14 protein-coding genes are annotated in these 13,771 nt (G+C 64.1%); all 14 read left to right on the forward strand.

Features of this window, described 5'->3' with window-relative positions; translation table 11 throughout:
• The first annotated feature begins 4 nt into the window (after positions 1-4).
• On the forward strand, positions 5-373 hold the full coding sequence (locus MQW23_RS01065; protein ID WP_252105965.1) for a PepSY domain-containing protein: 369 nt from the start codon (positions 5-7) through the stop codon (positions 371-373).
• Positions 370-1,041: a response regulator transcription factor gene (locus tag MQW23_RS01070; RefSeq protein ID WP_252105966.1), complete on the forward strand. Its 672-nt coding sequence runs from the start codon at positions 370-372 to the stop codon at positions 1,039-1,041. Before MQW23_RS01065 ends, MQW23_RS01070 begins: the two co-directional genes overlap by 4 nt.
• Positions 1,034-2,413 carry a sensor histidine kinase gene (locus MQW23_RS01075; protein ID WP_252105967.1) on the forward strand — a complete coding sequence of 460 codons (1,380 nt, stop codon included), beginning with the start codon at positions 1,034-1,036 and terminating at the stop codon, positions 2,411-2,413. The genes MQW23_RS01070 and MQW23_RS01075 overlap by 8 nt, the downstream gene beginning before the upstream one ends.
• The gene (locus MQW23_RS01080; RefSeq protein WP_252105968.1) at positions 2,406-4,328 is read left to right on the forward strand and encodes an alkaline phosphatase D family protein; all 1,923 of its coding nucleotides are present in this window, start codon (positions 2,406-2,408) and stop codon (positions 4,326-4,328) included. The genes MQW23_RS01075 and MQW23_RS01080 overlap by 8 nt, the downstream gene beginning before the upstream one ends.
• Positions 4,329-4,448: 120 nt before the next feature.
• Positions 4,449-6,185, forward strand: coding sequence for a bifunctional diguanylate cyclase/phosphodiesterase (locus MQW23_RS01085; protein ID WP_252105969.1), 1,737 nt, complete (start codon positions 4,449-4,451; stop codon positions 6,183-6,185).
• Positions 6,186-6,274: 89 nt separating this feature from the next.
• A complete protein-coding gene (phnD, locus tag MQW23_RS01090) occupies positions 6,275-7,237 on the forward strand; it encodes a phosphate/phosphite/phosphonate ABC transporter substrate-binding protein (protein WP_252105970.1) in 963 nt (320 codons plus the stop codon).
• Between the two features lie 73 nt (positions 7,238-7,310).
• Complete coding sequence (gene phnC, locus MQW23_RS01095; protein ID WP_252105971.1) at positions 7,311-8,141, forward strand: phosphonate ABC transporter ATP-binding protein; 831 nt, start codon at positions 7,311-7,313, stop codon at positions 8,139-8,141.
• Positions 8,138-8,962 carry a phosphonate ABC transporter, permease protein PhnE gene (phnE, locus tag MQW23_RS01100; RefSeq protein ID WP_252105972.1) on the forward strand — a complete coding sequence of 275 codons (825 nt, stop codon included), beginning with the start codon at positions 8,138-8,140 and terminating at the stop codon, positions 8,960-8,962. Before phnC ends, phnE (MQW23_RS01100) begins: the two co-directional genes overlap by 4 nt.
• A gap of 13 nt (positions 8,963-8,975) precedes the next feature.
• Positions 8,976-9,791 carry a phosphonate ABC transporter, permease protein PhnE gene (gene phnE, locus MQW23_RS01105; protein WP_252105973.1) on the forward strand — a complete coding sequence of 272 codons (816 nt, stop codon included), beginning with the start codon at positions 8,976-8,978 and terminating at the stop codon, positions 9,789-9,791.
• A gap of 130 nt (positions 9,792-9,921) precedes the next feature.
• On the forward strand, positions 9,922-10,395 hold the full coding sequence (locus MQW23_RS01110; RefSeq protein WP_252105974.1) for a C40 family peptidase: 474 nt from the start codon (positions 9,922-9,924) through the stop codon (positions 10,393-10,395).
• A gap of 202 nt (positions 10,396-10,597) precedes the next feature.
• Complete coding sequence (locus MQW23_RS01115; protein WP_319022790.1) at positions 10,598-12,376, forward strand: putative bifunctional diguanylate cyclase/phosphodiesterase; 1,779 nt, start codon at positions 10,598-10,600, stop codon at positions 12,374-12,376.
• Positions 12,377-12,443: 67 nt separating this feature from the next.
• Positions 12,444-12,668, forward strand: coding sequence for a DUF2835 family protein (locus MQW23_RS01120; protein WP_252105976.1), 225 nt, complete (start codon positions 12,444-12,446; stop codon positions 12,666-12,668).
• Positions 12,669-12,674: 6 nt separating this feature from the next.
• Entirely contained in the window at positions 12,675-13,052 is a 378-nt protein-coding gene (locus MQW23_RS01125) for a hypothetical protein (RefSeq protein ID WP_252105977.1), read from the forward strand.
• A 128-nt stretch (positions 13,053-13,180) separates the two neighbouring features.
• Positions 13,181-13,771, forward strand: a complete 591-nt coding sequence (locus MQW23_RS01130; RefSeq protein ID WP_252105978.1) for an antibiotic biosynthesis monooxygenase — start codon at positions 13,181-13,183, stop codon at positions 13,769-13,771.

A 13,771-nucleotide genomic window follows, 5' to 3' on the forward strand; every position in this document is an offset into this window, starting at 1 on the left:
GCCCATGAAACGATGTTCGTGGTTCTATCCAGCCTCCTTTTGCGCCGCGCTGCTGGTCGTGGCGACGTTTGCGTGGGCGAGCGCGGCCGACGCCGAGCCGCAATGGCGAGCGCTTCACGGCCAAGTACAGCGCGGCGAAACGGTGGGGCTGGAGTCGCTTCTGGACTGGCTGGAGGCGCGCTTCGAGGGTGAGGTGATCGAAATCGAAATGGAGCGCGACGACGGCGAGATCGAGTACGAAATCAAGATGCTCGGCCCCCAAGGCCAGGTGGTTGAGTTCGAGTTCGACGGCAGAAGCGGCCAGCTAATGAAAATCGAAGGCGTGCGGATCAACGAGATGCGCCGCGACGACGTCAAGGATGACCTGCGATGAAGTGTTTATTGGTGGAAGACGACCAGGCGCTGGCCAGTGAGTTGGCCCAGGCGCTCAAGGATGGCGATTGGCTGGTGGAAGTCGCCGATACCGGTCAACAGGCGGATTTCCTGGTGCGCACCGAAGCTTATGACGCGCTGATTCTCGATGTCGGCCTGCCCGACGGCGACGGCACGCGCTGGCTAGGCGCTTGGCGCGACGACGGCATCGACCTGCCGGTGCTGATCCTCACCGCCCGCGAGCGCTGGGCGGACAAGGCCGCGGGCTTCTCCGCCGGCGCCGACGATTACGTCACCAAGCCTTTTGAGTCCGCCGAGGTGCTCTTTCGCCTGCGCGCGATCTTGCGCCGCACCCACGGCCATGCCCACCCGGTGATTCGCTTGGGCGAGCTGAGTCTGGACACCCACACCCAGCACGTGAGCCTCGCCGGGCGCCCGGTCAGTCTCACCGCTCAGGAGACGCGGCTTCTAAGCTATTTGATGCACGCCGCCCCGCGCGTGGTCAGCCGCGCCGAGCTCGCCGAGCACGTGTACGATCGCGACCAGGAGCCGGACTCCAACGTGATCGACGTGCAGATCAGCCGGCTGCGCCGCAAGCTCGGCGCCTGGCGCTTCGTTACCCTGAGAGGCCAAGGGTATCGCCTGCTGGCCGAGGCGCCGGATGCCTAACCGCCGCGCGCGCCTTCAAGCCAGGCTAAGCCAGCGCTGGGCGCGCCGCTCGATCGCCACCCGGCTGCTGCTCGCCGCACTCTTGCTCGTGGGCCTGGCGCTGCCGCTGGCCGGGGCCTGGCTTGCGCACTACTACAAACGCGCCGCGGTCGACGCCTTTGACGAGCGGCTGGAGGCAACGCTGAACGTGGTGATCGCCGGCGTCACCTTCGACGCCGTCGCCAATACGCTTGATTACCCCAGCGCGCTGGGCGATGCGCGCTTCGATCAGGTCTTTTCCGGCTGGTACTGGCAGATCACCGACCAGAGCGAGCACCGCCTCGCCTCGCGCTCGCTGTGGGATCAGCGCCTGCCGGTCACCGATAGTCGGCGGGCCAGCGCGCGCAGCCTGAAAGGCCCGCGTGGCCAGCCGCTTCGCGTGGTCGAGCGCGACATCTACCTCGCACCGCTCGAGGCGCCGCTGCACGTCAGCGTCGCCGCCGATGAAAGCGCTCTTCAGGCGGAGATTCTCGGTTTTCAGCGGCTTCTGTGGCTGGGCGTGCTGGCGCTGTCGGTGCTGCTGCTGGGCGTGCTGGCGCTGCAGGTGCGTTTCGGACTGGCGCCACTTCGGCGTATGAACGCCAACCTGCGCGAGGTCGAAAAGGGCGCGGCGAGCCGCATGAATACCCGACTGCCCGAGGAGCTTGCCACGCTGGCCACGTCGATGAACGCGGTGCTCGCCCGCGACCAGCGTCTGATCGAGCGCGGCCGCCACACCGCCGGCAATCTCGCCCACGCGCTGAAAACGCCGCTGAGCGTCATGCGCCTTCAGCTTAGCCAGCTGCCCGAGGCGCAGCGCGAGCGCTTCGACGTCGAGCTTTCCCGCATCGACAGCGCCGTGCGCCACCACCTGGCCCGGGCGAGCGCCGCCGGCGACGGCCTGCACCTGGCGCCGATCGCGCTGGAAGAGGCGCTGGCCGGGCTGATCGAGGGGCTTGGCCGGCTGGCGGGGCGGCGCCAGGTCGTGCTGGAAACCCGCTGGCAGGCGCGCCCTCATGTGCGTATGGACCGGCAGGACGTGCAGGAAGTGGTGGGCAATCTATTGGATAACGCCCTGCGCTGGGCCGAAAGCCGCGTGACGCTGCGTGTTCAGAGCCAGGGCGAGACCCTTCATCTGAGCGTGGACGACGACGGCCCGGGCATGGACGAAGCGCAGTGCCGAGCGGCGCTCGAGCGCGGCAAGCGCCTCGACGAGCAGCGTTCGAACAGCGGCCTCGGGCTCTCCATCGTGGCGGATCTGGTGGCGCTCTATCAGGGCACGCTGGCGCTCACCCGCGCCCAGGCCGGCGGGCTGCAGGTGGCCGTGACGCTGCCGGTGGTGGCCCGTGGCTGAGCGTACCGAGCACGATATTTCTGACGTGCTGGTCGGCCCGCTGCTGCGCCGGCTGAGCCCCACGCGGCTGACGCTGTGGCTGGTGAGCTCGCGCCCGCTCGAGATGACCCTGATGCTTTTCCCTGACCAGCCGCGCGAGCGCGCTTTGGATGTGAGCGCGGCGCACACGCGCCTGCCCATCGGCCGCCACGCGCACATCTGCCTGATCGATGTAACGCTCGAGTCGCCGCTGCCGTGTGACGAGCGCATCGACTACGACCTTCGCGTAAAAACGCCGAATGGTACGGAGCGCGGCATTGCCGAGTGGGCGCCCTGGCTTTGCCATGACGGCCAGGCGTTTCCCGCCTTCGTGCTCGCCTCGCGCCACCACCGCTTGATGCATGGCTCGTGCCGCAAGCCCCACCACGAAAGCCCGGATGGGCTGGTGCGCGGCGACGCTTGGCTTGCCAAGCGCCAGGGCGAGGCCGAAGAGTGGCCGGCGTGGCTTTTGATGACCGGCGACCAGGTATACGTCGACGACGTGGCGGGGCCGACGCTGCGCGCTATTCACGCGCTGATCGACCGGCTCGGGCTTTTCGACGAGCGCCTCGAGGGCGCCACGGTCGAGGATAGCCAAGCACTCTACGCCGCACCGCAAACCTACTACCAGCGCGATCAGTTGCTGCCGGACGTGACCAGCAACGCCGCGCTTCGCGAGCGCTTTTTCGGCGGGGTGAAAAAGCCGGTGTTCACCTCGGCGAACGCCTCGAACCACCTGATGACGCTGGCCGAAATGCTCGCCATGTACTGCTTGGCGTGGTCGCCGACCCCCTGGACGCTGATCGACCCGACCGAGCCCGCCCTCGAGCCGAAGGATCAGGCCACCTACCGTCAGGAGCAGGCGACGATGAGGGACTTCGTCGAAGGCCTACCGCAGTGTGCGCGGCTGTTGGCGCATCTGCCGAGCCTGATGATCTTCGACGATCATGACGTGACCGACGACTGGAATCTAACGGCGGACTGGGAGCGCTGCGCCTACGGGCACCCGTTCTCGAAGCGCATCATCGGCAACGCCCTGATCGCCTACCTGCTCTGCCAAGGGTGGGGGAACGACCCGGACAAGCTCGCCCCGCTGATCAGTGAGGCCGGCGCGCTGCTGGCATCCGCCGATGACACGCTCGAGGCGCCGCGTCAGGATCGCTTCATTGCCACGCTTTTGCGCTTTCAGGGCTGGGAGTTTAACGTGCCCGGTAAGCCTGCGCTGCTCGTGCTCGATACCCGCACTCGGCGCTGGCGCAGCGAGCGAAGCCCCAGGCGCCCCTCCGGGCTGATGGACTGGGAGGCGCTGATGGAGATGCAGCAGCAGCTTCTCGAGTGCCAAAGCGCAGTGATCGTCTCGCCCGCGCCGATGTTCGGGGTCAAGCTGATCGAAGGCGTGCAGAAGCTTTTCACCTTGGCAGGCAAGCCGCTGGTGGTTGACGCCGAAAACTGGATGGCCCACCGCGGGGCGGCCAACGTGCTGCTGCAGATCTGGCGCCACTCGAAAACGCCGGGCAACTACGTGATTTTGTCCGGCGACGTGCACTATTCTTTCGCCTATGACGTTTTCGTGCGCCGCCGCGAGCGCCCTCCGCACCTGTGGCAAATCACTTCCAGCGGCATCAAGAACACCTTCCCCAAACAGCTTTTGAACGTGTTCGATCGGCTCAATCGCTGGCTCTACGCGCCCTGGTCGCCGCTGAACTGGTTCACCAAACGGCGCAAGTTCGACGTCGTTCCGCGTGACCCGGTCGGCGCCAGTGCCGGCGAGCGTCTCTACAACGCTAGCGGGCTGGGGCTGGTGACGCTGGACCGCCAAGGCCGGCCGATGGATATTCGCCAGCTCGACGCCCGCGGTGGGGAAGTGCGCTTTCCGCCGCCCAAAAAGCCGACCTGACCACCGAGCTGTCATAAAAATGTCACCGCCATGACGCAGGATTTTGCGGATCGAATCTCATCCAAAAGGACCAGGGCTCAATGAGGTTTATCCGTACATCCCGTTCATAAGGCCTTTGGCATGACCGCGCAAGACGCTCAGTGGCTACATCTCATTCTCGAACGCGAAGACCTGAGCGTTCTTTTTCAACCCATCATGGACGCGAGCCAGCAGGCGATCTTTGGCTATGAGGCGCTGGTGCGCGGGCCAGAAGCGTCGCCGTTGCACTCGCCGCTGCGCCTGTTCGACGTGGCGACCCAGGCCGGGCTTCTGGTCGAACTCGATCTCTTGTGCCGACGTTTGGCGATTACCCGCTTTGCCGAGCTCGAACTTCCAGGCTTTCTGTTTCTCAACGTCATGCCGCTGACCATCGTCGAGCGTGACTTCCAGGAGGGGCTGACCCTTGGGTTCGTGCGCGAAAGCGCGCTGCCGCCGGAGCGGGTGGTGATCGAGCTCACCGAGCACGTGCCGATCCACGACTACGAGCTGATGCGCCAGGCGGTGGATCACTACCGCGACATGGGCTTTCAGGTGGCCCTCGACGACCTGGGCGCCGGGCACTCGAGCCTTCGCCACTGGGCGGAGCTGCGCCCGGATTTCGTCAAGCTTGACCGCCACTTCATCGCCGGAATCGACCAGGAGCCGGCCAAGCGCGAGTTTCTGCGCTCGATTCTGGACGTGGCGCGAAGCCTCGACTGCAAGTTGATCGCCGAGGGTATCGAAACCGCCGCCGAGCATCTGTGTCTTTGGGAGCTCGACCGCGGGCTCTCGCTCTTGCAGGGATTTTACTTTGCACGACCCAGCGCCACGCCGCCGCTTTCCCTTCATATGCAGCTACCCGCTGCCGGGCAGGCCAGTAGCGCCGGGCGTACCGCTCGCGCCATTTCGCGCCCGATCGATACCGTCGCGCCGCAGGATTCGGTGCTGGCGCTGGCCGAGCGTTTTCGTAACGTTCCCACGCTTCGCTGCGTGGCGGTGATCGACGGTGACCGACCGGTGGCGGTGGTGCGGCGAAGCGCCTTTTTGACCCTGTTTACCAACCCGTACAGCCACGCGCTCTACGCCAAGCGCCGGGTGATGGACGTGGCCGATACCCGTGCGCTGATCAGCGAGGCGGATACGCCGCTCGAGACGCTGAGCCAGGCGCTGACCGACCGTCACGACATCGACCAGGAAGATTTCGTGATCGTCGACCAGGGACGCTATCTGGGGATGGGCAGCATCGTCGATCTGCTGCGCGAGATCACCGCTATCCAGGTGCGCCAGGCGCGCCACGCCAACCCGCTCACCGGGCTCCCCGGCAACATTCTGATCAACGAGACGTTGAGTCAGGCGCTCGAGGCGCAAACGCCCTTCGCCGCCGCCTACGTCGATCTGGACAACTTCAAGGCATTCAACGACGCCTACGGCTATGCCCGGGGCGATCAGGTGATCATTGCGCTGTCCCGGCTTTTGCAGGCGCAGGTGGACAGCGCTGGCGGCTTCATCGGCCATATCGGCGGCGATGACTTCATGATGCTGCTGCCCATCGAGCACTGGGAGAGCGTGTGCCGCCAGATTCTCGACTCCTTTGGCGTGATGGCGCCGCAGTTCTATACCGAGAGCGATCGACAGCAGGGCGGGGTGCGGGTCGAAAACCGGCGGGGGGAGGCGGATTTTTTTCCCTGCGTGAGCGTGTCGATCGCCGTTCAGCCGGTGCTGGAGTCGACGCGCTATAAGGCGCTCGAAATCGCAGCCAGGCTTTCCGAGCTCAAGCACCAGGCGAAGAAGATTCCCGGTAACAGCCTGTTCGTCGAACGCCGTGAGACCCACGGCTAAGTGTCATTTTGGTGTCATGTCAGTGTCGCGGGGCTGTCATCCGGCGCTGCCATGATAACGGCACTTCGAATAACGCTTAGGGGTTCACGATGACGCTCTCTTTTACCCGCACGCTTCTCAGCGCCGCTATCACGGGTGCTTTCGCGCTGACCACGCTTGGCGCCGCCGCCGATCTCTCCTCGCGCTACACTGATGACGATGGCGACATGGTCGCTGACGTGCCAAGCGACGAGTCCCAGTGGGTGGATCCGGACACGCTGGTCTTCGCCTATACGCCGGTGGAAGACCCGGCGGTGTACGCCGAGGTGTGGGCGGACTTTCTCGAGCACTTGAGCGAGGCCACTGGTAAGCAGGTGCAGTTCTTCCCGGTGCAGTCCAACGCCGCCCAGCAGGAGGCGCTGCGCGCCGGGCGTTTGCATATCGCCGGCTTCAACACCGGCGGCGTGCCGGTGGCGGTGAACTGCGGCGGGTTCCGTCCGTTCGCCATGATGGCCGCCGACGACGGCAGCTTCGGCTACGAGATGGAGATCATCACCTACCCGGGCAGCGGCATCGACTCCGTCGAGGATTTGGAAGGGCGCCAGCTGGCGTTCACTTCGGAAACCTCCAACTCCGGTTTCCGCGCACCCTCGGCGCTTCTGCGCTCCGAGTACGGGATGGAGGCGGGCGAGGACTTCGAAACCGCCTTCTCCGGCTCCCACGACAACTCGATTCTGGGCGTGGTCAACCAGGATTACGACGCCGCGGCGATCGCCAACTCGGTGGCTACGCGCATGATCGCCCGGGGCGTGGTCAACGAAGGCGATTTCGACGTCATCTATACCTCGCAAACCTTCCCGACCACCGGCTATGGCCTGGCGCACAACCTCAAACCCGAGCTTGCCCAGCAGATTCAGGACGCCTTTTTCAGCTATGACTGGGAAGGCACGCCGCTTGCGGCGGAGTTCGAAAACTCCGGCGAGGCGCAGTTCATCCCCATCACCTACGCCGATCACTGGTCGGTGATTCGCACCATCGCTGACGCCAACGACGTCACCTACGACTGCGACTGACCCCCGCGTTTTTCGAGACTTTTCGGCCGGAAGCAGCGCTTCCGGCCGACCGCCGTATTGACGAGGTACTTCCATGCTCACACTCGCAGGCGTTGGCAAACGCTACCCCACCGGCGATCGCGCGCTAAGCGATATCGAGCTGACCCTTCCCAAAGGGCAGGTGCTGGCGCTGATCGGCCCGTCGGGCGCGGGCAAGAGCACGTTGATTCGCTGCGTGAACCGGCTAGTGGAGCCGACTCAGGGCAGTATCCGATTGGGGGATCACGAACTGACCACGCTTTCCGGCGCCGGGCTCAGGCGGGCGCGGCGCTCGATGGGCATGATCTTTCAGGAGTACGCGCTGGTCGACCGGCTCACGGTAATGGAGAACGTGCTCTCCGGGCGGCTGGGTTACGTCGGCTTCTGGCGAAGCTTTCTGCGCCGCTACCCTACGGATGCGGTACGTGAAGCGTTTCGCCTGCTCGAGCGGGTGGGACTCGCGCATGCCATCGACAAGCGCGCCGATGCGCTTTCCGGTGGCCAGCGCCAGCGGGTGGGCATCGCCCGGGCGCTGCTGCAGAGCCCAAGGCTTTTACTGGTCGACGAGCCCACGGCGAGCCTCGACCCGAAAACTTCGCGCCAGATCATGCGCCTGATTCGCGAGCTCTGCGCCGAGCGCGAGCTGGCCGCGATCATCAATATTCACGATGTGGCACTGGCTCAGCAGTTCGCCGACCGCATCGTTGGGCTCAACGCCGGGCGCATCGTCTTCGATGGCGCCCCGGGGGAGCTCACCGCCGAGACGCTCACCACCATCTACGGCGAGGAGGAGTGGGATACCCGTGACGGTGAACCGGAGGAGCATGAAGCGCCAGGCGCCGCGCCGCGGGCTGAGTCACCGACCCTGCGCGTGGCTACCTCATGAGGGCGGATAACCAGGCGCGGCTGAGCGCGGCGCGGCGCGGGCAGTGGCGAAAACCCGTCTTCATCGAGCGTCAATGGCTTCGCGTGGCGCTTGGCGTCGGCGCGCTAGCGTATCTCGCGCTGGCGCTCGGCTCCGTAGAGGTGAACTGGGCGCGGGTCGCCGAAGGGGCCGGGCGCGGGCTCAACTTTTTGGCGGCCTTTACTCACCCGGATTTTGTAAGCCGCCAGGGCGACATCCTCGCCGGTCTTTTGGAAAGTTTGACCATGACGCTCACCTCCACGGTGATCGGCGTGCTGCTCGCCATTCCCGTAGGGCTCGGGGCGGCGCGCAACGTGGCGCCGCTGCCGGTCTACGCGCTGTGCCGAGCGATCATCGCGGTGTCGCGTACCTTTCAGGAAATCATCATCGCGATTTTGTTCGTGGTGATGTTTGGCTTCGGGCCGCTGGCCGGCATGCTCACCCTGGCCTTCGCCACCGTCGGCTTCATGGCCAAGCTTTTGGCCGAGGACATCGAGGATCTGGACGCGCGCCAAGTCGAGGCGGTGCGCGCCACTGGCGCCGGCTGGTGGCAGGTGATGAACCACGCCGTCCAGCCCCAAGTGATGCCGCGGCTGATCGGGCTCTCCATGTACCGCCTCGACATCAACTTTCGTGAGTCGTCGGTGATTGGCATCGTCGGCGCCGGCGGCATCGGCGCTACGCTGAACACCTCGCTCAGCCGCTACGAGTACAGCACCTCGGCGGCGATTTTGTTGATCATCATCGCGATCGTGCTGGCCAGCGAATACGCCTCCAGCCACGTACGCCGCTTCACCCAATAGGCAGGAATCCCTGATGCCCGTTTCGACCTCGATTGATGGTTTGCCGCTGTGGCAGCGGCGCACCAGCCGCGCCCAGTGGCTGCGCTTTGGCGGCTGGCTCGCGGGCACGTGCCTGTTTCTGCTGTGCTGGAAAGTGATCTCGGACAACACCATGTGGGTGTTCGCCCTGGACGCCGGGCGCCAGGGAAGTGACCTCATAAGCCGGATGCTGCCGCCGCGCTGGGAATACGCGTCCAACCTGTGGCAGCCGATGTGGGACACGCTCAACATTGCGACCCTGGGCACGGCGCTGGGAATCCTGATGGCCTTTCCCGTGGCGTTTCTTGCCGCGCGCAACACCACGCCTCACCCGCTGGTGCGAAGCCTGGCGCTGACCGTCATCGTCTCGTCGCGCTCGATCAATTCGCTGATCTGGGCGATGCTGCTGGTCACCATCGTCGGCCCCGGCGTGCTCGCCGGTATCATCGCCATCGCGCTGCGCTCGATCGGCTTCGTCGGCAAGCTTTTGTATGAAGCGATTGAGGAGATTCACCCAACGCCGGTCGAGGCGATCAGCGCCACCGGCGCGAGCCGCCTGCAGGTAATGAACTACGGCGTGCTGCCGCAAATCCTGCCGGCGTTTGCCGGGATCAGCGTCTACCGCTGGGACATCAATATCCGCGAGTCGACGGTGCTGGGGCTGGTCGGCGCCGGCGGCATCGGGCTTGCGCTCAACGCCTCGATCAACAGCCTCGCCTGGAGTCAGGTCAGCGTCATCTTCGCGATGATTTTCGCAACCGTATTGATCTCCGAGTGGATCTCGGCGCGTGTGCGCCACGCCATGATCTGAGGCTCACCAGGTAGATGTGGCAACCGGGCGAGCCTTGAGCCATGATAAAACCTCATTGACGCCACCGGCTGAGCGCACCATGTCGACACCGTTTTTTTGTCCCGCTTCTCGTTCGTCTTTTGATTTTGTTTTGCCTCGCGCCTGCCGGCGACTGGGAGCGCTGCTGGCGCTTTTTCTGCTCGCGGGCTGTGCCAGCAAGGAGATTGCCACCGCCCCGACGCCGACCATGGCGGGCATATCGATGGAGCGCGCGCTGATTCTCTCCCACGCCCAGCAGGCGATCGGTACGCCGTATCGCTTCGGCGGCAATACGCCCAAGGGGCTCGACTGCTCGGGGCTGGTCGAGATGACTTACCGCGCCGCCGGCTTCAAAGTGCCGCGCACCGCCGATCAGCAGTACCGGGCGCTGCCCGGCACCCCTGAGCCGCGCCCGGGGGACCTGCTCTTTTTCGGCAGCGGCGCCAAGGCCACCCACGTGGGCATCTACCGCGGCAACCGCCAGATGATCCATGCCCCGGGCAGCGGCCGCCAGGTGGTCAGCGTACCGCTGGATATCGACTACTGGGAGCAGCGCTACTTGGGCGCGGCGTCGTTGGCGCCATGAGCGCGTATGAAAAAAGATGAGAAGTTTCGTTTAAGTACGCCCATTAAGTGTTAATAATGGTAGCCTGTTAAGCGTGATGAATGTAGTCATCCGCGAGCGTCTTATCCTTCCGCGTGACGAGTGCCTCGCTGGTTAAACCGCTGAATTGGCAGGCTTGCCCGCGATGCATGGCTCACTCCCCGATCTGCTTAAGGAGCAGTCATTGGCTCAGCAACAATTTGATGCCGCGCTGTCGTTGCGAGGTAACGCGCCGCTCTCGGTCGTGCCCTCCAGCGCCTCGTATTCGCTCTGCGAAGCGGCGTTCTATTGTGCCAATGAAGCGATTATTGTCACCGATGCTGAGAACCTCGTCGTCGACGTCAACCCGGCCTTTTGCGAGCTGACCGGGCTTGGCCTGGACCAAGTGGCCGGTAAATCCCCCCAGTCGTTCAGCATTCTGGCGCTGGAGGACAGCCGGGCCTCGCGGTTGCTGCACGACGAAGTGCTGTTTCGTGACCGCGGCAAGAGCCAGGTGAGCTACCGGGGCCACGACGGCAAGCCTTATCCGGCGATGATGTCGACCAACCGGGTACGCAATGAGCAGGGTGGGGTGGCCTATCACGTCATCGTGCTGTCGGATCTGTCGGCCATTCCCGCCCACGCGCGCCATCTCGACCGCGAAATCAGCTTCGACTCGCTCACCGGCTTACCCAATCTACACCTTTTGACACAGCTCATTCAGGAGTCCATACAGCACGCTGACGCCAGGGGCCTACCGCTGGCGGTGTGCTCGCTCGATATCGACTATTTTCAGACCCTCAACGAGCGGCTGGGCCCCAAACGCGGTGATACCATTCTGGCGGCGTTTTCCCAGCGCGTGAGCCACCTGCTGGTCGGGGATGACGTGCTCGCCCGGGTCGGCGGCGACGAATTCGTGCTGCTCTTACACCATGGGGTGGACGAGGCGTACTTTGAAGCGCTGCTGGACTCGATTCGCCAACCGCTGATGCTCGACGGCCAGAGTATCTATCTCACGGTGAGTCTGGGCGTGACGCTCTATCCCAAAGATTATGCTCAGGGGGACATGCTGCTGCGCCACGCCAACCAGGCGATGTATCGCGCAAAGCAGCGCGGCCGAGATACTTATCATTTCTTCGACTCGGATCAGGACCGTCAACTGCGCCTGCGCCAGGAAAAACGACAGCGCTTTTCCGATGCACTCAGCGATGACGAGTTGCGCCTTTTCTATCAGCCACAAATCGACATGCGCACCGGCGAGGTCGTCGGGCTCGAGGCACTGATTCGCTGGCAGCATCCGGAGGAAGGGCTGCTGGCTCCGGCGGCGTTTTTACCGGTCATCGAAGGAACTCCGCTCGAGGTCGAGCTTGGCGAGTGGGTGATCAACGAAGCGCTGCGCCAGCTCACGGACTGGCAAGCTCAGGACGCTGCGCTTACGGTCAGTGTAAACATCAGCCCCGCCCACCTTCTGGTCAAGGATTTCAGTCATCGCCTTGGCGAGCATTTAGCACGCTACTCAAGCGTAAGCCCCTCGCTTTTGAAACTCGAAGTGCTCGAAAGTGCCGCCATTCACGATATCCAGTCGGCGCTGGTCAATATGGCGTGCTGTCAAACCCTGGGCGTGGGCTTTGCCATCGACGATTTCGGCACCGGCTTTTCATCGCTGACCCACCTGCGCCAGCTACCGGTGAATTTGATCAAGATCGATCAGAGCTTCGTGCGCGACATGCTGGTCGACCACGACGATATGGCGATCGTCGAGAGCGTGATCTACATGGCCAACCGGTTCAAAAAGCCGATGCTGGCCGAAGGTGTGGAAACGTTGGCCCACGCGAGCGCACTAGTGGCGCTTGGCTGCTATCTGGCTCAAGGCTATGGCATTGCGCGCCCCATGCCCGCCGAACAGGTGCTCGACTGGATCGAGCGCTGGCCCGAGCGGCTCGAGTGGCAATCCATTAAGCCGCTTTCGAAAGGGCTTTTGTAAGTTCAGCGCTTGTTCATCTTAATCCATTCATCCTCTTGGCCCCTTGAATGTTTTTCGTACTGCTATCATGCCTTCCATCGACGTCGTTTTGAGTTTGACCTCGCGCGAGTGCCTGGCGTACTACGAAGGGCGCTATCGCAACGTGCGCGCCCGGAGCGTCGACGGCCGCTGGGTCGTCTTTCCCGCCGAGGCGCTTCGCCGGGTGGTTGATCAGGACGGCGTTCACGGCGTGTTTCGACTCACGTTTACCGGTGAGGGCCGCTTTAGCCGCATCGATTTCCTCCAAGGATAATCCGCCATGTCCGCCTCCAACCCCGCACCGAGCCTGAGCGAGCTGGTGCTACGCATTATTCCTAACCTCAACCAGGCCGAAACCCTGGTGCTCAATACGCTCGAGAGCCTGATCGAAAGCGCCAGCGACCCGCTCGAGGTGCTTCGGCGCAAGGAGCAAAAACAGCAGTTCACTCTCGAAATATACCGGCTGCGCTTGGGGCTGGAGGGGGTGCTGGAGCGTTATCGCGACGAGGTCAACGCGCTGATCGACAATGAAAACCACCGCTCGCCGCCGCTTTCGCTCAAACCCGGCGAGGAGGCCGTCATCCAGGGCGCTATCGCCATTTACGATCACGTGCGCGCCTTCCAGCGTGGCGAGCGCGCCACGCCCACGCCTCGTTAATTTCCCCTGAATGGCCGTTTCTGGCACCGATATTGCGTCTATAATGCAGGGCTCGCCCAGGGCTTACCCGCCCCGGCGAGCGACAGCGGCCTACCCGGTTTCGCTGTGACTCACTTTGGAGATGACCCATGTCGACCTTACCCGTGACGATGATGGTGGCCCGCCGCGTGGCCAACGGCCGCTATCAGGACTTTCAGCGCTGGCTCAACGAAGGCCGCGACCTGGCGGCGGATTTTCCCGGCTACCTGGGCTCCGGCGTGCTGGCACCGCCCCACGGAGACGACGAGTATCAGATCGTGTTTCGCTTCAATGATCAGCAGATGCTCAATGTCTGGCAGCACTCCGCGTCCCGCGAAGGCTGGCTCAAGCGTGGCCAAGGGCTTTTCGACTCCCCGATCGAGCAGCGTGCCACGGGCCTGGGCGCCTGGTTTCACATGGACGGCGTCGAGCCGACCCCGCGCTGGAAGCAGGCGGTGGCGGTGTGGCTGGCATTTTTTCCCATTTCCCTCATGTTTCAGTGGCTGTTTGGCGCGCTGTTAGCCGACTGGGCGCTCGTGCCGCGCGTGCTGGTGAGCACGCTGGCGCTCACGCCGATCATGGTGTTCATCTTCATTCCGCTGTCGACCCGGCTACTGGCGCCTTGGCTTCAGGGCCGGTGGTCGCCACGTGAACAGCTCGGGCGCTGGTGGCAAAGCCACCGCTCCCAGGCCAGGCTGTAA

The organism is Halomonas sp. S3-1-1, from assembly GCF_023757625.1.
Lineage (GTDB): Bacteria > Pseudomonadota > Gammaproteobacteria > Pseudomonadales > Halomonadaceae > Vreelandella.